The organism is Nocardia elegans NBRC 108235 (genome assembly GCF_001612845.1).
Classification (GTDB): Bacteria; Actinomycetota; Actinomycetes; order Mycobacteriales; family Mycobacteriaceae; genus Nocardia; species Nocardia nova.
This window is the reverse complement of sequence record NZ_BDBF01000034.1, coordinates 52843-72686: the sequence shown is the minus strand read 5'-3', so window position 1 is coordinate 72686 and position 19844 is coordinate 52843. Positions and strand designations below refer to the sequence as shown.

The window sequence follows — 19844 nt, the reverse complement described above, 5'->3', positions numbered from 1 at the left end:
ATGTCATCGCGACGCGTCGGCCCAACGCGGTCCTGGGATACCGGTCGGTCGTGTCGATGCGTGACCGCGCCCCGGCCCGTCCCGATGCCCGCGGTCCGACACGGACCGCCCCCGGCGTATGGCGTACGCCGGGAGCTGGGAGGATGGACGCGCGTCGGCGTGAGATCGCCGCGACGTCGTGGCGCCGGCGCGCGAGTTCGTCGCACACACCGGCGTGGCAGAACACACTAAGGAGAGACATCAGTGCGGGACATGGTCGAGATCGGGATGGGTCGGACCGCCCGGCGTACCTATGAGCTGGACGATGTCGACATCGTCCCCTCGCGGCGCACCCGGTCGTCGAAGCAGGTGTCGCTGGCATGGCAGCTGGATGCCTACCGATTCGACATCCCCGTGGTCGCGCATCCGACCGATGCGCTGGTGTCGCCGGAATTCGCGATCGAACTGGGCCGCCTCGGCGGACTGGGCGTCATCAACGGCGAGGGACTGTGGGCCCGGCACGCCGATGTGAGCGCACGCATCGAGCAGCTGGTCGAGGTGGCCGAGCACAAGGGTCCCGAGGCCGCGGTCGAACTGCTGCAGGAACTGCACGCCGCGCCGATGCAGCCCGACCTGCTGGCCGCCGCGGTCGCGCAGGTGCGCGCCGCCGGAGTGACGGTCGCGGTGCGGGTGAGCCCCCAGAACGCGCGCGCCCTGACCCCGAGTCTGGTGCAGGCCGGGATCGACCTGCTGGTCGTCCACGGCACCATCATCTCCGCCGAACACGTCGGTGGCGCGAGCGCGGTGCCGGCCGAAGATTCCGGCTCGTCGGTGGAACCGCTGAACCTCAAGACCTTCATCGCCGAACTGGACGTGCCGGTCGTGGCCGGTGGCGTCAGCGATCACCGCACCGCCCTGCATCTGATGCGCACCGGCGCCGCCGGCGTGATCGTCGGTTACGGCTCGATGCCCGGCGCCACCACCACCGGTGAGGTGCTCGGTATCGGCGTCCCGATGGCGACCGCGATCGCCGATGCCGCCGCGGCTCGCCGCGACTACCTCGACGAGACCGGTGGTCGCTACGTCCACGTGATCGCCGACGGCGACATCGTCTCCTCCGGCCAGCTGGCCAAGGCCATCGCCTGTGGTGCCGACGCGGCGATGCTGGGTGTGCCGCTCGCGCTGGCCCAGGAGGCGCCCGGCCGCGGCTGGTACTGGCCCTCGGCGGCCGCGCATCCGTCGGTCCCGCGCGGCGCGCTGCTGCAGTTCGCCGAGCCGGACGAGCAGCCCGCGCTGGAGAAGGTGCTGTACGGACCGTCCAGCGATCCGTGGGGGTCGGTGAATCTCGTTGGCGGCCTGCGTCGTTCGATGGCCAAGGCCGGATACTGCGATCTGAAGGAATTCCAGCGGGTCGGTCTCAGCGTGCGGGCCTGAGATCGTCCGCGGCGGCCCGGCTCAGTTGAGCCGGGTCAGCACCTCTCCGCGCAAGAAGTCGCGAATCGCGGCGTTGACCTGCTCGGGGTGGGTCATGTTGACCGCCTGACGGGCGCCCTCGATTTCGCAGAATCGCGATCCGGCCAGTCGCCGCGCCATCTCCAGCGCGTGCGCGCGCGGGATGCCGGCCCGGGTCGGGTGGATGACCAGTGCGGGACAGGTGATTTCGCACAGCCGATCCAGGATCGAGTCGCGGGCCAGCAGACATCCGGCCGCGGCCTCGAGCTCGTGCGGATCGCGCGCCAGCCACCGCTTGGTCCACACCGCCCGGTACCAGGCGTCGTCTCCGATCAGCCAGTGCGCCATGTGCTCGGCGAGGGCGTGCCGGATATTCGGCTCCCGCCAGTGGTCCAGGAAGCGGCGCGAGGTCGCGAGTTCCTGCGGGGTCGGGCTGTGCGCCTCGGTCGAGATCAAGATCAGCGCCTCCACCCGTTCGGGAGCGAGCAGGGCGGTGCGCATGGCGCTGAACCCGCCCTGTGAGGTGCCGCCGACCACCGCGCGTTCGACGCCGAGCTGATCCAGCACGGTCAGTGCGTCGCGGGCGGCCGTCCAATAGGTGAAGGGCAGCCCCTCGTCGCGGGTGCGGCCGTGTCCGCGCGCATCCCAGGTGACGATGCGGAACTCCGGTGCCAATGCGGCCGCTTGCGATGCGAACATCGTTCGATCCATGAAGAATTCGTGCCCCAGCAGTACCACCGGGCCACGGCCACCGGAATCCTCGTAATGGATTTCGGCATCGATCGCACGGGCGAATGGCACGAGCACGAGGATAGCCGTCGCCGCGGGCCGCTGCTCCGCCTTCGTGTTCGCCGCGGAGGAAGGCGGGCATGGATATGTGTTGGCGGATGGGCCGTTTCGCCGGCCTGGCCGGCACCGGCCGATACGACCGGCATCGAACCGGTGGAGTGGGGGCGATCACGGCCTCGAGTCGCAGGCTCGCCCGCCCTCGAGGTGCGCCGATGCGCTCACTAAACTGTGCGGGTGGCAGAAACCCAGCGACCAGTTCTCGTCGTCGACTTCGGGGCGCAGTACGCGCAGTTGATCGCGCGGCGCGTACGCGAATCCAGCGTCTACTCGGAGGTGGTACCGCATACCGCGACCGTGGAGGAGATCGCCGATCGGCAGCCGCTGGCGGTGATCCTGTCCGGCGGCCCGTCCAGCGTGTACGCCGAGGGCGCGCCGCAGCTCGATCCGCGGTTGTTCGATCTCGACATTCCGGTCTTCGGTATCTGCTACGGATTCCAGGCGATGGCGCAGGCGCTCGGCGGCACGGTCGCGCACACCGGCACCCGTGAGTACGGCCGCACCGAGCTGAACATCGACGGCGGCGTGCTGCACGGCGGACTGCCGACGGTGCAACCCGTGTGGATGAGCCACGGCGACGCGGTCACCGACGCGCCGGCCGGCTTCGAGGTCACGGGGACGACGGCCGGTGCGCCGGTCGCCGCCTTCGAAAATCGCGCCCGGCGGCTGGCCGGTGTGCAGTACCACCCGGAGGTTCTGCATTCGCCGCACGGCCAGCAGGTGCTGAGCCGGTTCCTGCACGAACTCGCCGGCATCCCCGCGTCCTGGACCCCGGCCAATATCGCCGATGCGTTGGTCGAGCAGGTGCGCGAGCAGATCGGCGACGGACACGCGATCTGCGGCCTGTCCGGCGGCGTGGATTCCGCGGTGGCGGCCGCGCTGGTGCAGCGGGCCATCGGAGACCGGCTGACCTGTGTCTTCGTCGACCACGGCCTGCTGCGGGCCGGGGAGCGCGAACAGGTTCAGCGCGACTTCGTCGCCGCCACCGGGGCCAAGCTGGTGACGGTCGACGCGGTGGAGAAGTTTCTCGGCGAGCTGAAGGGCGTCACCGATCCGGAGGAGAAGCGCAAGATCATCGGCCGGGAGTTCATCCGGTCCTTCGAGGATGCGGTCGCCGAGGTCGTGAAGTCCACCGGCACCGAGGACGGCGATGGCGGACCCGCGGTCGAATATCTGGTGCAGGGCACCCTGTACCCGGACGTGGTCGAATCCGGTGGCGGCTCCGGCACCGCCAACATCAAGAGCCACCACAACGTCGGCGGGCTGCCCGAGGATCTGGAATTCGAGCTGGTCGAACCGCTGCGGCTGCTGTTCAAGGACGAGGTGCGCGCGGTCGGCCGCGAGGTCGGGCTGCCCGAGGAAATCGTTGCGCGCCAGCCCTTCCCGGGGCCGGGCCTGGCGATCCGGATCATCGGCGAGGTCACCCCGGACCGGCTGGAAACCCTGCGGCAGGCCGACGCGATCGCCCGCGAGGAACTGACCGCCGCCGGCCTGGACGCGCAGATCTGGCAGTGCCCGGTGGTCCTGCTGGCCGATGTGCGCAGTGTCGGCGTGCAGGGCGACGGCCGCACCTACGGACATCCGATCGTGCTGCGGCCGGTGTCGAGTGAGGACGCCATGACCGCGGACTGGACCCGCCTGCCCTACGAGGTGCTCGAACGCATCTCCACCCGTATCACCAACGAGGTGGCCGAGGTCAATCGCGTGGTGCTCGATGTGACCAGCAAGCCGCCGGGCACCATCGAATGGGAATGAGCGGCTGCCTGTACGGATAGCGGAGAAGGGGCCTTCCAGCATCGGCTGGAAGGCCCCTTCTTTCTGTTGTGCGCCTTTTCCGGAGGCTATTTCTTCCTTCGCGGCGAGATCACCAGGGCGACGCCCACGACCACCGCCACACCCACCACGATCCAGCCCACCGGCACCGCACTGTGGAAGGGCCAGGACGTGGGGCCGATGAAGGCCCAGACGCTGACCAGCAGGGCGAGTATCCCGGCCAGCAGCAGCGAGAACGACGGTCCGCGACCGGTTTCGGTCCGAGTGTCGGCCGTTTCGTTGTCAGCCACGTTTCACCTCCGCGTTTCCGGCGTGGACATCGACGTCGAGAGTGAGAATCGGCCCGTCGGCCGGTCCGGTGGGCCCCTGCGGGCAGGACACGTCGCCCATGCTGGCGTTGCAGGTCGCGTGTAGCCGCATCGAGTCCGGCACCAGCACCCGGAAGTCGCCCATCTGGACGTTCACGTGCACGGTGCGATTCTCGGTGAGGGGCACTTGGCGCAGATCGAGCGTGCCCGATCCCATGGTGATCCGGTATTCCGAGGCCAGATCGGCGGTCGTGGCCGGGGTCCAGACGTGGTCGCCCATGGCTCCGCGGTCGAATTCGACGGGACCCACCATCGAGGCGAGGATGACGAATCCCGCCAGCGGCGCCAGCACCACCATCAAGCCGTAGCCGCGTCGCAGGAAGGCGCCGACGATCAGGCCCAGGCCGACCACCGCCAGGGCGACCGCGCCGATCCGCGCGGGTGTCATCCAGTCCGCCCCGGCCGCGGCCACCGCGCCCGCCGCCGCTGCCGCCAGGACGGCCAGACCGATCACCACCGGCGTGAGCCGGGAGCGCGGCCGCTGTGCGGGGACGACCGCGACCGGGCGTTGCTGCGTCGGACTGGGCAGATCCCAGGCCATGGGCGCCACGCCGAGCGGATCCCAGCCGGCCGGAGTGGGGCCGACATGCGCCGGGTCCGGGATCGGACGGTTGCCGGTCGGCCGTGGGCCGGGAGGAGGCGTCGGGCGAGGAGGTGTGCTCCCGCCGGACCCGGGCGAATCGTCGGGGCCGGACTCGTCCTCGGCCGGGCGTTCGTCGGAGGGTGCCGCCGATTCGGATTCGACGGTGAGTGGCCGGGTCAGCGCGACCGTGGGGCGATCGTCGGCCGGCGCCTCGTCGGTGGTGGCCTCGTCGGCCGGCGAGTCCGGCTCGGCGGCAGCGTTTTCGGAGGTACCGGAATCGGTCGCGGCGCCCGAACCGGCCTGCCGTCCGGATGTATCGTCCGTCGGAACATCTTCTGCGGCAAGGCTTTCGGTCGCAGTACTTTCGGTCGCTTCGGATGCCGAACACGTGCTTTCCGGCGACGCGGTGCCGGCTTCGCCAGGCTCACTTTCCGGCGTCCCGGTGGCCGGATCGACCCGCAGTGGGGCAGTGGCGGCCGCTGCGCCGATCGGTTCGGTTGCCGTCGAAGCGTTGTCCACCGTCGAAACGGCGTCGTTCGAGGATTGTGCCGGCGCGGTCGGAACCTGGCCGCCGGCAAAGGCGTTCGGGTCCGGTTCGTAGTGGTCGGGCAGCTTGGTGAACGGTCCGTACTGACTTCCGCTCCACGGCGACCCGCCCGGGAAGCTCGCCCCCGGATACCCCATCGCCGCGATCCCACCCTCGGCCGTCAGCGGATACGAGCCGTCGATCGGCGGTTCCGGCTGCCGCATGTACAGCAACCACCAGCCGGCCACCATCAGCGCGAAACTGATCACCCCCGAGCCGCCGAGTCCGACACCCACCGGGCCCATCGTGGTGACCGCGATCGCCAGAGCGACGATCAGCACGATGGTCTTGGTGGACGACTGCGAACTGCGTCCGCGGCTGATCAGGCCCTCCGCGGGTGAGACCGCATCACCCGCCGGAGGCAGCAGCAACCATGCCGCCAGGTACAACACGATGCCCGCACCACCGAAGATCGTCGACACCACGAACGCGACCCGGATCAGTACCGGGTCCACGCCGTAGCGCCGGCCGAATCCGGACGCCACGCCGGCGACCGGACTCTGTCCCGGCAGCCGTGTCGGACGCGTCCGCCACAGGTGCTGGAGCTGTTCGCTGAATCCCGTCCGGCTCGTGCCGCCGGTCCCGCCGCTCGCTGTGGTCATAGCTCAATGGTGGCCGTGAGCAGCATCGAATGGCATCGGGGTTCACCCTGAAAACGAACCTGAACTACATCCGGACGGAATCGACTCGACTCGGGCCGACAGACGACGGCGACTCTGGGCACGGTCCGACGACTTCGATCTACGGCGCCACCAGGCCCGTTCGATAGGCGATGACGACCAATTGCGCGCGGTCGCGCGCGCCGAGTTTGACCATCGCCCGGCTGACGTGGGTGCGGGCGGTCGCCGGACTGAGGAACAGTTCGGCGCCGATCTCGGCATTGCTCATGCCCTGGCCGACCAGGGCCAGCACCTCCCGCTCACGGTCGGTCAGTACCGCGAGCCGCTGTTCGGCGGCCCGGTCGGCGGCGCGGCGAGCCGTGAACTGGGCTATGAGCCGGCGAGTGATCCGGGGCGCGAGCAGAGCCTCACCGGCGGCGACCACGCGGATAGCGTGCAGCAGCTCGGCCGGACCGGCATCTTTGAGCAGAAAACCGCCGGCGCCGGCTTGCAGTGCGTCGAAGACATAGGCATCGGTGTCGTAGGTGGTCAGGATGAGGATCCGGGCGTCCTGCAGCCCGGTCGTCGCGGCGATCTCGCGGGTGGCCTGAATGCCGTCCATTGTCGGCATGCGGATATCCATCAGTACGACATCCGGACGCAGCGCACGAGCTTTCCGCACGGCTTCGGCGCCGTTGGCGGCCTCTCCGACGACCGTGATGTCGTCCTCGATATCGAGCAGGAGCCGAAAGCCCGACCGCACCAACTGCTCGTCGTCGACGAGCAGAACCCGGATCGGGGTGCCACCGTCCGAGTCTGCCGTACTGCTCACAGGTTCACCGTTTCCGTCGTGGCCAGGGGCAGCCGGGCCGTGACCGCGAATCCTCCGTGCGGAAGCGGGCCCGCGTCGAGATCACCTCCCAGGAGCCGGCATCGCTCACGCATACCGAGGATGCCGCGCCCGGCGGTGCGCGCTGGACCGGTGGCGAAAGATGCGGCGGGTGACTGCCGCCCGTCGTCGGTGACCCTGATGTCGACCGTGTCGGCACCGTAGTTCACCTCGACCGAGACTCGCGTCGCGCCGGCATGGCGAATCACATTGGTGATCGATTCCTGCAGTATCCGGTATATCGCGGTGCCGACCGCGCCGGGTATTTCGGGACGCGGTGCGGTCGTGTCGAATTCGACCTCGAGCCCGGCGTCGCGGGCCGCGGCGGCGAGCTCCCGGATCTGCCCGAGACCCGGATGTGGGGCGCGGCCGTCGCCGCCGAGAACCCCGAGGATCGCCCGCATTTCCGACAAGGCCCGAGAACTGGTCCGCTCGATGATCTGCAGCGTCTCGCGCGCTTGTTCGGGCCGTTTGTCCAGCACGTGCGCGGTGACACCGGATTGGACGTTGATGACGGCGATGGCGTGCGCGACCGTATCGTGCACTTCGCGGGCGATGCGGAGACGTTCCGCGTCGACCCGGGCGCGGGCCTCCTCCTCGCGAGTTCGTTCCGCCAGCTCGGCGCGCTCCAACGCCTGTGCCGCAATGACTTTCCGCGAGCGGACACTCTCGCCGAGCGCAGCGCTCATCACCGCGGCGCCTATCCGGAAATAGACCCAGCCGATCGCGGCCGGCGGTTGGACGTCCGATGCGGCGGGGAGCCAGATCGCGGTCAGGACGGCGATCCCCACTCCGGCCACCACCAGCGAGCGCCGCCCGTCACCGTGTGCGGTGAGGGTGTAGAGCGCTACGAACAGTGCCAGCCATCCGGGTCCGTCCGGGAAGTCGAGGGCGTAGTAGATCGCACTGGTGAGCGCGGTGACGGCGAATACCGCGACCGGATATCGGCGCCGCAGGACCAGGACGGCGCCCACGGTGATCAAGAGGAGGTAGCCGAGATATCCGAAATCCGTGAGCGGGCGCAGCACCTCCTCGGGCCGGCCGCTGTTGCGGACGACGGTGCCCTGGACCTGCATCACGGTGATGAATGCCGCCAACAGCAGATCCTGAGACCAGCCCGGCAGGCGCAGCGGTGTGACGCGGTCCGGCATGTGGCGATCATAGGAGCCGAGGCGGCCTGGGACGTCGTGCCGAGCGCGCGACTTCGTACGTCGCGGTGCGCGGTCGGCTACGCCGAACGGCGTATTCGTCGTCGATCCCGGGCCGATGCCCGCGAGCGGGTCGCGGCGCGACGATCGTCGCGTCCGCAGCCGATTCCGAGTCCGTGCGACCCGCACGGCAGCCGGCTGCCGCTCGACCGAAAGGATTCGCGATGCCCGCACTCGATGTGTTCGCCGCGCTCTCGACCACTCGCCTCTCCGTCGTGGCCGCCGGGTACGAAGTCGGCGTCGGCCGGACCGTTCCCACCATCGCGGCCGTCCTGGGCTTGATCAGCGTGATCGCCGGTGGGCCGGCGGTCTCGGCCCGCGGCCACCGCGTCGGCACCCGCCGGTCCCGGGCTGTCACGGCGCTGGCGCTGGGAGCGGTCGCCGCGGTCGTCGGCGCCATCCACGGGGCCGATGCCGCCGGTGGTTTCGGTACCGGCAACGGGCTGGCCGGCGCGATCGCGGCGGTGGTACTCGGGCTGGGTGGCGTGGTTCTGGGCAGCCTCTCGCTGGTGCGTGCTCGCCGCCTCGGATAACACGGTGCCGTCGGCGACCCCGAGATCGGGAATCCGGGTATTTCCCGATGGTCGGTTGTCGGGGTGACGTGCCAGTATCGAAGGCATGTACCCCTCCATGCCCGCATTCGACGCGCGTTCGGGGTTCGACGGTCGCGTGGGATTCGAACCTCGCGCCGGTGTGGACGGTCTCGGGCCGGACGGCCGGGGCGCCGATCCGGTGTTCGAACAGCCGCGGCTGCTGCGGCGATCCGGTGGCCGGGTCGTCGGCGGGGTCGCGGGCGGTATCGCCGACCATCTGGGTGTCGACGTCTTCAAGGTGCGGATGGCGTTCGTCCTGCTGTCGGCCTTGATGGGGGCGGGGATCGTGGCCTACGGGCTGCTGTGGATCTTCACGTCCTCGGGTGCGGACGGGCCGCCGCCCACGGCGTCCGAGCGGCGGCAGGCCGTCGGGCTGGTGCTGCTCGGGCTGGCGCTGTCGGTATCGATGGCGTGGCTGTTCAACGGGACCGCGGCGCGGGTGGTCGCGCCGATCATCGTGGTCGCCGTCGGTGCGGCGCTGGTGTGGCGCGAATTCGATGCCGAGGGGCCGCGTTCCATTCTCGGCCTGCCCGCCCGGCCGACCGTGCTCACCTGGACGCGCATCCTGGCCGGGGCGACGCTGATCGTGGTCGGGCTGGGCGTGGTGGTGCTGGCCCGCATCAACCTGAGTTCGCTGGGTTCGGCACTGATCGCGGTCGCGGTCACGCTGATCGGCGTCGGTCTGCTGACGGTGCCGCTGTGGTTGCGCATGATGCGCGCCCTCAATGCCGAACGCTCGGCCCGCATCCGCAACGAGGAACGCGAGGAGATCGCCTCACATCTGCACGATTCGGTGCTGCAGACCCTGGCGCTCATCCAGCGGCAGGCCGACGATCCGCAGGAGGTCGCCCGGCTGGCCCGCAGCCAGGAGCGGGAACTGCGGAAGTGGTTGTTCGAGGATTCCATGCCCGCGCAGTCGAGCCTGGCCGCCGCACTGCGCACGATCGCCGGTGAGGTGGAGGACCAGTACGGGGTGCAGGTGACTCCGGTGACCGTCGGCGACGTCTCGATGGATGTCGGCGATACCGGGTTCGGCCTGCCGAAGGAACATTTCACCGCCCTGCTCGGCGCCACCCGGGAGGCGCTGGTCAACGCCGCCAAACATGCCGGTGTGCCGACCATCGACGTCTTCGCCGAGGTGGAACCGCATCAGGTCAGCATCTTCGTGCGCGATCGCGGCACCGGTTTCGATCCCGCCTCGGTACCGGCGGACCGGCAGGGCCTGGCGAAATCCATTCACGCCCGGATCGAACGCCGCGGCGGCACCGTCGAGGTTCAGACCGCACCCGGCCGCGGCACCGAGGTACGAATCATGATGCCCCGCAAGGATTCCGAGGGCCAGGAGGAATTCGCCGCGGCCGGCGCCGACCGTGCCGAGTCCGGGGATGCCGAGTCCGCGAGTGCGGAGGCACACCGTTCCGGCACGGCGGCCGAGGCCGCCGACGCGAGCCGCGCCGGTGATTCGCACAGCGCCGCGACGACCGAACCGCGAGGGGAAACCGCGGATACCGGCTCCGGCCCGGGCAGGTCGCGGTAGCGGACGGAGCGTGCGGAGATGGGGGAGGCGGGCACATCGGCAGCGGTACCGGCCCTGCCGCCTCGATGCCGGTTTCCAGCACCCCGGCTACCGATGTGGTACCGATGAGGAGTTCGGCGCTGCCGCGCCCGGCAGCGGGCCGGCTCGAGGTGAGGAGAACTGTGACGATCCGGGTCTTTCTGGTCGACGACCACGCCGTGTTCCGGTCCGGGGTGCGGGCGGAGTTGAGCCGCGAAGCCGATATGGATGTCGTCGGTGAGGCGGGCACCGTGGCCGAGGCCGTGGCCGGAATCGACGCCGCGCGACCCGATGTGGTGTTGCTGGATGTGCACATGCCCGACGGCGGCGGTGTGGCGGTCCTGCAGGGTATCGACGATCGTCCGAACGGTTCGGCGTCGGGTAACGGCCCGGTATGCCTGGCGCTGAGCGTCTCCGATGCCGCCGAGGATGTGATCGCGGTGATTCGCGCGGGCGCGCGCGGTTACGTCACCAAGACCATCTCCGGTTCCGAACTGGCCGAAGGCATTCGGCGCGTCGCGGGTGGCGACGCGGTGTTCAGTCCGCGACTGGCCGGTTTCGTGCTGGACTCGTTCACCGGGCGCTCACCGGCTCCCGAACCCCCGCTGGATCCGGAACTGGATTCGCTGACCCCGCGCGAACTGGAGGTGCTGCGCCTGCTGGCGCGCGGCTACACCTATCGCGAAATCGCCGAAACCCTGTTCATCTCGGTGAAAACCGTGGAAACCCACGCCTCCAACGTGCTGCGAAAAACCCAGCAGTCCAACCGCAATGCGCTGACTCGCTGGGCGCACCGCCGGCGCATCGACTGAGTCGCGCCTACATCGCGGCGACGAGGATCACGATCAGGATGAGCAGTCCGATCAGCAGGCCCACCGCGATCGCGAGCGGCGCCGCATTGGGCCCGAACTTCGTGAAGTCGATGTCGACGAGCTTCGATTTCCCCAGTTTCGGTTGCTGCGCAACGGCACCGGCCGCGGCGACGCGCGGCGGGCGGGGCAGCGGCGCGGAATGTGGACTGCGCAGTCCGGCGGCCGAATTGCGGGCCGCCCAGGCCGGAATGGTGCCGTCCTCGGTGCGGATCGGAGCGCCGAGAATATAAGGCCCGGTGCCGGGCCCGAAGGCGGCGGTGAGGATTTCCTCGCGGGCTTCGGCCATGGTGGGGCGACGCTGCGGCGCCGGTTCCATCATGTGCAGCAGCACCTGGGTGAGCGGCCCGCTGCGGGTGGGCGGAATGATCTGTGCCATCGCCGCGCGCGTGACGATGACGTCGTTGTCGTCGTCGAATCCGTACGGCGGATGTCCCTCGATCGCGGTGTAGAGCGTCGCGCCGAGGGAGAATACGTCGCTGGCCGGTCCCGGCTGAGCACCGCGCGCCACCTCCGGCGGCAGATAGGACGGGGTGCCGGTGATCACATCTTCCGGTTCGTCGAAAGCCTCACCCGCACTGGAGATACCGAAGTCGCTGAGTTTGGCCATCCCCACCTCGGAGCCTCGGTCGGCGACGAGGATGTTGCCCGGTTTGATGTCGCGATGCACGATTCCGGCGGCATGGGCGGTGGCCAGGGCGTCGGCCACCTGCGCGCCGATCTGCGCGACCTCGATGGGGGAGAGGGTGTCGGCCAGCGCGAGTGCCTTGGCGACGCTGCGCGAGGGCAGATACTCCATCACCAGCCACGGTTCACCCGCCTCGAGCACCACGTCGTAGACGGCGATCGCGTGTTCGTGCGAGAGCTTGGCCGCGACCCGGCCCTCGTGCACGATCCGGTTGCGCACCTCGGTCGCCTCGGCCTCGCTGAGCCCGGCGGTGGTGAGCACCTGTTTGATGGCGACCTCGCGGTTGAGCAGCCGATCGGTGGCGAGCCATACCGCACCCATACCGCCGCCTCCGAGTTTGGACTGCAGGCGGTAACGGCCGGCGACGAGATAGTCGGGGCCGACGATGGGGCGGGCGCGTTCGGTCACGGCGCGAGGATAGCCGAAAACCAGGGCGACCGGCCTGCTTCGGACCGGGGTTGGCGGCGGTCACAGCCCGCCGGACGCCCCCGATGGGTGGTGTGGACAACAGCCGCGACCGGTGACGGAACAGTCGCAGTGGGACTGATGTGACACGTGGGCCGGTGCGGCTTGACGGAGACCGGTCGGAAGGTTCTACTGATCACCGGATCGAACGTATATTCGACTACGATCGATAGCTGAATCGGTGCTGAATCCGCTCGACGGTGCTTCTGGCGTTGTCGGGGGATGCGGGCTCCGGCGCGGTGGGTGAGGCGGAGGAGGTGCGGAATGTAGTCGATGCTGCGGTGCGGTGCATCGAGTGCGGTGGAGTCCATTCGGTGAGAGATAGGTGGTCGGCGAGATGGGTTCGGCTGGTGATGCGCGGGCCGTGCAGCTGGCGGAGCTGCGGCGGCGGATGGCCGCGGTTCCGGCCCGTGGGGTCGAGGTCGTGGAACGCCCGCCGACAAGCGATGAACTGCGCAGAGAGCTTCTTCCCGTACCGCCCGCGCTGGCCGGGCTGCTGCCCGAGGGCGGGATGCCGAAGGGGGCGGTGGTGGCCTACTCGGGCGCGGGTTCGCTGCTGACCGGTCTGCTGGCCGCGGTGACCGGCGGCGGGGGCTACGCCGCGGCCGTCGGCTTGCCGCGGCTCGGATTGCTCGCCGCCGCGGAGATGGGTGCCGATCTGGGCCGGCTGGCCGTGGTGACCGAACCGGGCCCGGACCCGGTGGAGGTCGCCGCAGTGTTGCTGGATGGCCTTGATCTGGTGGTGGTCGGCCTGGCCGGTATGTCGGTGCCGCCCAGCCGAACTCGAATTCTCGCCGCCCGCGCCCGCAGCAAAGGGGCCACGCTCGTGGTGACCGGTGGCGCCTGGAGCGGTCCGACGCTGCGGATCGACACCCGGGTCGCGGGCTATTCGGGCCTGGGGCGTGGTCGAGGCCGGTTGCGATCGGTGCGCTTGAACGTCTGCGTGCGCGGCCGGTCCGCACCGGAGCGCACCGGCACGCTCGACCTGTGCCCGCGCGACGGCCGGGTCGAATGGCTTGTACCGGAATCGGATTCGCCGCCTACCGCGCTGTCGGCAGTGGGGGCGTGATGAAGCGACCCGGGTTTCGCGTCTTGGCGGTGTGGTGTCCGGACTGGCCGGCCGCGGCGGCGGCCGCCGTGGCCGACCTCTCACCGTTGCGACCGGTGGTGGTGCTGTACGCGAATCGGGTGGTGGCCTGTTCGGCGGTGGCTCGCGACGCGGGGGTGCGGCGCGGTCTGACCCGGCGCGAGGCGCAGGCGCGCTGCCCGGACCTCCATGTGGCGCAGGCGGATCCGGACCGCGACGCGCGTCTGTTCGAACCGGTGGCGACGGCCGTGGACGCGACGGTGCCGGGAGTGGAGGTCTTGCGTCCCGGCCTGCTGGTACTCGCCGCCCGCGGCGCCGCTCGCTACTTCGGGTCCGAGGAGGAGGCCGCCGAGCGCCTGGTCGACGCGGTCGCCGCACTCGGTGTGGAATGCCGGATCGGCATCGCCGACGAACTGTCGGCCGCGGTGACAGCCGCGCGCCGGGCGCAGATCGTCGCGCCGGGCGCCGCCGCGAATTTCCTGGCGCCGCTGCCGGTGGGGGAGCTGGCCGTGGAGCCGAGCCTGGCTCCACCGGAGCGCGCCGAACTGGTGGATCTGTTGCACCGCTTGGGCTTACGCCGAATCGGCGATTTCGCGGCCCTCACGCCCGCCGAGGTCGCCTCCCGGTTCGGCGCCGACGCGATTCGGGCGCACCGGTGTGCCCGTGCCGAACCGGAGCGCCCGCCCTCGGCGGCCCCGCCCGCCCCGGACCTGATGGTGGAGTACCGGTGCGATCCGCCGATCGAGCGGGTCGATGCCGCCGCCTTCGCCGGTCGCATGCTCGCCACCCGGCTGCACGAACGCCTGGCGGCGGCCTCGGTGGCCTGCACCCGGCTGGCGGTCCACGCCGAAACCGCGGCCGGGGAACAGCTGTCGAGAATCTGGCGCTGTGCCCAGCCGCTCACCCCGGAGACCACCGCGGACCGGGTGCGCTGGCAGCTGGACGGCTGGCTGACCCATCGCGCCCTGACCAACGGAAAACGCGGGCGGACGGGCGATTCCGAACCGCCACCGTCCGCTCCGATCACGCTGCTGCGCCTGGAGCCGGTCGAGGTGGTGGCGGCCGGTGCGCTGCAGCTCGGGCTCTGGGGCGGGGTCGGCGAGGAGGATCAGCGCGCCCGCCGCGCCCTGACCCGGGTGCAGGGTCTGCTGGGCGGTGAGGCGGTGCGGATCGGTGTCCTCAGCGGCGGCCGCGGTCCCGTCGAACGCGTCACCTTGATCACCTTCGGTGAGGAAGCGGTTCCCGCCGCCGATCCCGGCCTGCCGTGGCCGGGCCGGCTGCCGCAACCGGCTCCCGCGGTGGTGCTGGTCAACCATCCCGAGGTCCGGCTGCAGTCCGGCGACGGCAGCCCGATCTGGCTCACCGACCGCGGCATGTTCACCGCCGAACCGGCCGAATTGCACTGGGGCAGCAAATCGTGGCGGGTCGTGGGCTGGGCCGGCCCCTGGCTGCTGGACGAACGCTGGTGGGCCACCGGCGATTCCGGAGGCGCCGTCCGCACGCAGATCCTGCTCGACACGGAGGAGCGTGCCCTACTGTTGCTCGGCTACGACTACATCTGGCACGTGGAGGGACTCTACGAATAGCGCCGGTGCCGCCGATGCCCCTGGGCGCGAGCTATGGAACACCCCACAGGCTGCGGCGACGGCGCCCGCGGCGACGTACCCTGGCTGATCGTGGAGTCGAACGTCATCCGGGTGCCCCTGGCGGGGGTGCAGATCGCCTACCGGGATTCGGGCAGCGCGCCGACGCCGCATCCGCTCTCGGAGGTCCCGGTGGTGCTGGTGCACGGGATGGGTGGCGACGGCCACACCTGGGATCGCTTCGCCACCGCGCTGATCCGATCCGGACGCCGGGTGATCATTCCCGATCTGCGCGGACACGGCCGCAGCGAACACACCGCCTCCTACCGGTTCGAGGATTTCGGCACGGATCTGCTGCGCCTGTGCGATCGGCTGGAACTGGCCACCGTCGATCTGGTCGGGCATTCGCTCGGCGGATACGCCTGCTCGTGGGTGGCCATCGAACGGCCGGCACTGGTCCGGCGGCTGGTCCTCGAGGAACAGCCGCTGCCGCTGCGGTCCGGTGACGAACAACTCACTCTCACCCGGCGGCTGCCGTCCGTGCCGGAACTGTGGCATGCCACCACCAGTCTGCTGCGTCATCCGCGTGCGGTTCTGGCCTTCGACCGGTCGATGACCACTCCGGCGCTCGAGCAGTTCCGCAAACCGCATCCGGAATGGTGGGAGCGGCTGGCGGATATCACCGCAGCCACGGTGATGTTGCGCGGCGGTCCCGGCGGCATGGTCGATCCGGAGAAGTTGGAGATCTTCCGCGCCAGCGTCCCGGACTGCCGAGTCGAGGCCTTCACCTGCGGGCACAGCATCCACCGCGACCGGTATCGGGAGTTCGCTTCGGTGGTGCTGCCGTTCCTGGAGCGCTGAACGTGGGGGCCGATTCCCGTTCCGCACCACCCACCTCGCAGGCGCCCGCGAGCAATTTCGACGGGCTGCCGTGTTCGGCGGCAGCGGCCGATATTCCCCTGCCGGGCAGCGCGACCCGGGTGAGCGGCTGGCTGTGCATCGAACAACCCGGCGCCTGGGGCCGCGATGTGATCGGCGATGCGGTCCTCGGTGCCGAGCTCACCGCCGAACTGGCCGCCCGCACCAAGGCCGCGCGCGTCCGCCCCACCCTCATCCGGCGTCCCGGCCGCGGCGAATTCACCGGTGTGCGAACGGTTCTGCTCGCCGCCTCCCGGCCACAGGGTTCGTGGTGCGAACGTCTGACCGTCACCGATCTGGAACAACTTCTCGATATCGATCTGCACGTGCTGAACGGTCCCGCGCCAGGAATCGGTGAACGGGTGACCGATCCGCTGACCCTGGTGTGCGCACACGGTAAGCGCGATCAGTGTTGTGCCCGGCTGGGACGTCCGATCGCGGCCCGGCTGGCGGCCGAATATCCGGATCAGGTCTGGGAGTGCTCGCATACCGGCGGGCACCGGTTCGCGCCCGCCATGGTGATTCTGCCCGAGGGGTTGACCTACGGCCGGGTCGACGGCGAGGACGCGGTCCGAGCGGTGACGCAGGTGCGGCGTAACCACCTGTCGCTGAAGGGGTTTCGGGGGCGAAGCGGCCTGTCGCCGGTCGAGCAGGTGGCGGAGATCGCGGTGCGGGAACGGGTGCCGGCCGCCCTCGACCAGTTGACGGTGACGGCTGTCGAGCGGGCGGCCTCGGCATCGGATCCGGCAACCTTCGCCGGCGCCGCGGAGGTGACCCATACCGACGGCCGCCGGTGGCTGGTCACCACGCGAACCGTCGGCTATCCGCCCCGCCAGGCGAGCTGCGGTGCCGCCCCGAAACCGGCGTCGGCGATCGTCGTGGACGAAATCCGCGAGACCACGTGACATTTCGCCGCAGGTGACCGGCGGCGGGCGCGAGCGCAACGGAGAGACGCGGGTGGAGGCGGCTGCCGCGTTCACCAGTAGGTGCCGGGAACCAGCCGGGCGGCGCGGCGCAGTGTCGAGCGCGTGACCCGTTCCGCCGCCGACGGCTTGCGTTGTGGTTTCGCCTGCAGCGCTGGCACTTCCGACTCCGGTTCGTCCTCGACCGGCAGTTCGCCCTTGGCGGCGGGGGAGTCCGGCAGCGCCCGGTAGTACCGGTGCATGACCCGATCCTTGATCCCCGGGGCGAACAGCGTCCCGTATTCGGCCAGGGTGCCCACCGGCACATCGATGCGCCGCGGCCGCTCGCTCAGTGCGCGCACGATGGTGGCCGCCGCCCATTCGGGAGATTCCGACGGGCCCTGTTTGCCGCTGGGCGCGATCATCGGCGTCCGCACCAGCGGCATGTGAATGGTCGTGAAAGTGATGTTGTCGGAGAGCATCTCGGCCGCCGTGACCTCCGCGAACTTGTCCAGGGCGGCCTTACTGGCGAGATAGGCGGCGAACCGCGGTGTGGCGACCTGAACACCCGCACTCGAGATGTTCACGATGTGGCCGAATTTACGCTCCCGCATCTGGGGCAGCAGTGCCAGTGTCATCCGCACCGCACCGAAGTAGTTGACCGCCATGGTCCGTTCGAAGTCGTGCAGCCGGTCGGTGGATCGGTGCACGGCGCGCCGGATGGAGCGGCCGGCATTGTTGACCAGCATGTCGACGTGGCCGTGGGTGTCGAGAATCGACCTCACGGTCCGGTCCACCGAGTCGGAATCGGTGACGTCGCACTGGTAGGCGTAGGCCCGCCCGCCCGCGGCGGTGATCTCCTCGACCACGGCGTTCAGTTCCTCGTCGCGCCGTGCGAGCAGCAGCACCACGGCCCCCTTGGCGGCGACCGCGGTCGCCGCCGCCCGCCCGATACCGGAGGAGGCGCCCGTGATGACGACATGTTTACCGGCGAGATCCCGGCGTGCCCGCCGCCGGGCCAGATAGCCGTGTTCGGCCGCGTGGTTATCCGACATCGCTGCTCCCTTGCAGGTCGATTTCCCTCGAACTTACTCCAAAGTAAGTTCCGCTGCCAAGGGGGCTGCGCACATCGGCGCGGGGGAGCCGGGTAGGTCGCGAGGACTACATCCGCCCCGCACCGGTCATTCTGACGGGCGATGCCGGCCCGGCGCTCCCGCGTCATGCTGGGTGTTCGGATATCGGTGCGGGAGGAGACGACGGTGAGTCTGTGGACAGCGTTGCGCCGGCGATCGGCGGCCAGGGACGAGAAGGCCGGGTCCGATGCCCGGGCGAAGGCGATCGCAGCGGGGGCATCCGAACGAGAGGCCGCCGCCGCGGCGGAACAGGCGGTCCCGCGTGCGCGACGCCGGCGTCGCGCCCTGTACACCGGCGGATGAGCGGGCTCAGGCGGTGAGCCGGTCGTCCTCGCTGATGAACAGCGTCGCGACCACGCTGATCACCGCCGTCGCCACCAGATAGCCGCATGCGAGCCACGGCGTTTTGCCGCCCGCCGCGATCAGCGCCGTGACGATCATGGGGGTGATGCCCGAGGCGTAGATCCCCGAGACCTGATAGACGAACGAGAGTCCGGTGTAGCGCACCTCGGGCGGGTACAGCCCGGCGTACAACGTGCCCTGCGCACCGTAGAACAGGGCGTGGGCGATACCGAACACCGCGATGATCGCGATCGTGAAGACGACGATATTGCCGGCCTCGAACAGTGCGAATACCGGATACACCAGCAGCCCGTACGCGGCGATACCGGCGATATAGACCCGGCGCGGCCCGAATGTGTCGGTCAGCTTTCCGGATACCGGAATGAGTGCGGCCATCACGACCGCGGCGATGGTCACCGCGAGCAGTACCGGGACCTGTTCGAAACCGAGATGCCCGGTCGCGAAACTGATCGCGAAGACGCCCCAGGTATTGAACGCCGCGCCCTCGCCCCACCGCGAGAGCAGGCCGAGAACGGTGTTGCGCCGGGTGCGCGCGTTCCGGAACAGTTCGACCACAGGCACTTTCGAGATTCGATTGAGCCGGTCGATTTCCCGGAATGCCGGCGTCTCGTCGATTTTCAGCCGCACCACCAGGCCGATAACCACCAGCACCACGCTGGCGCCGAAGGCGATTCGCCAGCCGTAGTCGAGAAACGCCTGTTCGCTCAGGACCGAACGCAGCAGGGCGAAGACTCCGGTGCCGAGCGCGAGCCCGAGCGCCAAACCGATCTGCGGATAGCTGCCGAACCGGCCGACCTTCGTGCGGGGACTGTGTTCCACGGCCAGCAGTACCGCACCGGCCCATTCCCCGCCGAGTGCGAAACCCTGCAGAATCCGCAACGCCAGCAACAGAATCGGCGCCGCGATACCGATCGCGGCGCTGGTCGGCAGCACGCCCATCAGCGCGGTCGATCCGCCCATGATCGCCATGGTCAGCGCGAGGGTACGTTTGCGCCCGATGCGGTCCCCGATATGGCCGAAAACCAATCCGCCGATCGGGCGCATCACGAAACCGACCGCGAATGTCGCGAACGACAACATGGTTCCGACGAACGCGCTCGTATCCGGGAAGAACAGTTTGTTGAATACGATGCCCGCGGCGGTGGAATAGAGGAAGAAGTCGTACCACTCGACCGTGGTGCCGATCAGGCTCGCCGCCACCGCTGTCCGGGTTTCGGCGGCGCCGAGATGTTTCGAATGATCCTCGTGCTGCCCCGCGGCGCGCGTACTCGCCGGCGCGGACTCCAGTACAGACATGGGGTCCCTTTCCTTCCCGCCGTCGATTCGCCCGTGACATTAGGGCGAGCCGATATTCGCGAAAAGGATTCGAATCAGTGAGATTCCAGCGGCGGTCTGTTCCGGCCTG

General features: G+C 69.7%; 18 protein-coding genes. 10 read left to right on the top strand and 8 right to left on the bottom strand.

The features are described 5' to 3' along the window. Positions 1 to 243: 243 nt before the first annotated feature. On the top strand, positions 244 to 1413 hold the full coding sequence (locus NE2_RS23320; RefSeq protein WP_062961697.1) for a GuaB3 family IMP dehydrogenase-related protein: 1170 nt from the start codon (positions 244 to 246) through the stop codon (positions 1411 to 1413). Between the two features lie 21 nt (positions 1414 to 1434). Here NE2_RS23320 and NE2_RS23315 read toward each other — a convergent pair whose 3' ends face one another. Beyond that, positions 1435 to 2232 (bottom strand): alpha/beta fold hydrolase, encoded by a 798-nt coding sequence (locus NE2_RS23315; RefSeq protein ID WP_063029448.1) that lies wholly within the window; start codon positions 2230 to 2232, stop codon positions 1435 to 1437. Positions 2233 to 2454: 222 nt separating this feature from the next. Between NE2_RS23315 and guaA the strand changes: the two genes are divergently transcribed. Further along, positions 2455 to 4032 carry a glutamine-hydrolyzing GMP synthase gene (guaA, locus tag NE2_RS23310; protein WP_030513517.1) on the top strand — a complete coding sequence of 526 codons (1578 nt, stop codon included), beginning with the start codon at positions 2455 to 2457 and terminating at the stop codon, positions 4030 to 4032. A gap of 86 nt (positions 4033 to 4118) precedes the next feature. On the opposite strand, the gene NE2_RS23305 is transcribed toward guaA, so the two are convergent. The 4 genes from NE2_RS23305 to NE2_RS23290 all read right to left on the bottom strand — a co-directional run bounded on the left by NE2_RS23305 (position 4119) and on the right by NE2_RS23290 (position 8226). Then, complete coding sequence (locus tag NE2_RS23305) at positions 4119 to 4340, bottom strand: hypothetical protein (RefSeq protein ID WP_063029414.1); 222 nt, start codon at positions 4338 to 4340, stop codon at positions 4119 to 4121. Beyond that, complete coding sequence (locus tag NE2_RS35155) at positions 4333 to 6189, bottom strand: PspC domain-containing protein (protein WP_063029412.1); 1857 nt, start codon at positions 6187 to 6189, stop codon at positions 4333 to 4335. The genes NE2_RS23305 and NE2_RS35155 overlap by 8 nt, the downstream gene beginning before the upstream one ends. 139 nt (positions 6190 to 6328) lie before the next feature. Further along, positions 6329 to 7018 (bottom strand): response regulator transcription factor, encoded by a 690-nt coding sequence (locus NE2_RS23295; RefSeq protein ID WP_063029410.1) that lies wholly within the window; start codon positions 7016 to 7018, stop codon positions 6329 to 6331. Then, complete coding sequence (locus NE2_RS23290) at positions 7015 to 8226, bottom strand: sensor histidine kinase (RefSeq protein ID WP_063029408.1); 1212 nt, start codon at positions 8224 to 8226, stop codon at positions 7015 to 7017. Before NE2_RS23290 ends, NE2_RS23295 begins: the two co-directional genes overlap by 4 nt. A gap of 221 nt (positions 8227 to 8447) precedes the next feature. Here NE2_RS23290 and NE2_RS23285 point away from each other — a divergent pair, with 221 nt between their 5' ends. The 3 genes from NE2_RS23285 (at position 8448) to NE2_RS23275 (ending at position 11243) form a co-directional block, all read left to right on the top strand. After that, positions 8448 to 8816, top strand: coding sequence for a DUF6223 family protein (locus NE2_RS23285; RefSeq protein WP_063029406.1), 369 nt, complete (start codon positions 8448 to 8450; stop codon positions 8814 to 8816). A gap of 85 nt (positions 8817 to 8901) precedes the next feature. Beyond that, a complete protein-coding gene (locus NE2_RS23280) occupies positions 8902 to 10413 on the top strand; it encodes an ATP-binding protein (RefSeq protein ID WP_174553973.1) in 1512 nt (503 codons plus the stop codon). Positions 10414 to 10580: 167 nt separating this feature from the next. Then, positions 10581 to 11243: a response regulator gene (locus tag NE2_RS23275; RefSeq protein WP_036498325.1), complete on the top strand. Its 663-nt coding sequence runs from the start codon at positions 10581 to 10583 to the stop codon at positions 11241 to 11243. A gap of 7 nt (positions 11244 to 11250) precedes the next feature. Here the strand turns inward: NE2_RS23275 and NE2_RS23270 are convergent, their stop codons facing one another. After that, positions 11251 to 12396: a serine/threonine-protein kinase gene (locus tag NE2_RS23270; protein ID WP_030513526.1), complete on the bottom strand. Its 1146-nt coding sequence runs from the start codon at positions 12394 to 12396 to the stop codon at positions 11251 to 11253. A 394-nt stretch (positions 12397 to 12790) separates the two neighbouring features. Between NE2_RS23270 and imuA' the strand changes: the two genes are divergently transcribed. The 4 genes from imuA' to NE2_RS23250 all read left to right on the top strand — a co-directional run bounded on the left by imuA' (position 12791) and on the right by NE2_RS23250 (position 16946). Further along, positions 12791 to 13522 carry a DnaE2-dependent mutagenesis accessory factor ImuA' gene (gene imuA' / locus NE2_RS23265; RefSeq protein WP_063029446.1) on the top strand — a complete coding sequence of 244 codons (732 nt, stop codon included), beginning with the start codon at positions 12791 to 12793 and terminating at the stop codon, positions 13520 to 13522. Next, positions 13522 to 15126, top strand: coding sequence for a DNA polymerase Y family protein (locus tag NE2_RS23260; protein WP_063029444.1), 1605 nt, complete (start codon positions 13522 to 13524; stop codon positions 15124 to 15126). The genes imuA' and NE2_RS23260 overlap by 1 nt, the downstream gene beginning before the upstream one ends. 90 nt (positions 15127 to 15216) lie before the next feature. Then, complete coding sequence (locus NE2_RS23255; protein WP_063029441.1) at positions 15217 to 15984, top strand: alpha/beta fold hydrolase; 768 nt, start codon at positions 15217 to 15219, stop codon at positions 15982 to 15984. Between the two features lie 65 nt (positions 15985 to 16049). Beyond that, positions 16050 to 16946 carry a ferredoxin family protein gene (locus tag NE2_RS23250; RefSeq protein ID WP_063029439.1) on the top strand — a complete coding sequence of 299 codons (897 nt, stop codon included), beginning with the start codon at positions 16050 to 16052 and terminating at the stop codon, positions 16944 to 16946. A 71-nt stretch (positions 16947 to 17017) separates the two neighbouring features. Here the strand turns inward: NE2_RS23250 and NE2_RS23245 are convergent, their stop codons facing one another. Further along, positions 17018 to 17998 carry an SDR family NAD(P)-dependent oxidoreductase gene (locus NE2_RS23245; RefSeq protein WP_063029396.1) on the bottom strand — a complete coding sequence of 327 codons (981 nt, stop codon included), beginning with the start codon at positions 17996 to 17998 and terminating at the stop codon, positions 17018 to 17020. Between the two features lie 204 nt (positions 17999 to 18202). Here NE2_RS23245 and NE2_RS23240 point away from each other — a divergent pair, with 204 nt between their 5' ends. Continuing rightward, positions 18203 to 18379, top strand: coding sequence for a hypothetical protein (locus NE2_RS23240; RefSeq protein WP_157110962.1), 177 nt, complete (start codon positions 18203 to 18205; stop codon positions 18377 to 18379). 6 nt (positions 18380 to 18385) lie between these two features. Here the strand turns inward: NE2_RS23240 and NE2_RS23235 are convergent, their stop codons facing one another. Beyond that, on the bottom strand, positions 18386 to 19735 hold the full coding sequence (locus NE2_RS23235; RefSeq protein WP_084494269.1) for an MFS transporter: 1350 nt from the start codon (positions 19733 to 19735) through the stop codon (positions 18386 to 18388). Positions 19736 to 19844: the final 109 nt, after the last annotated feature.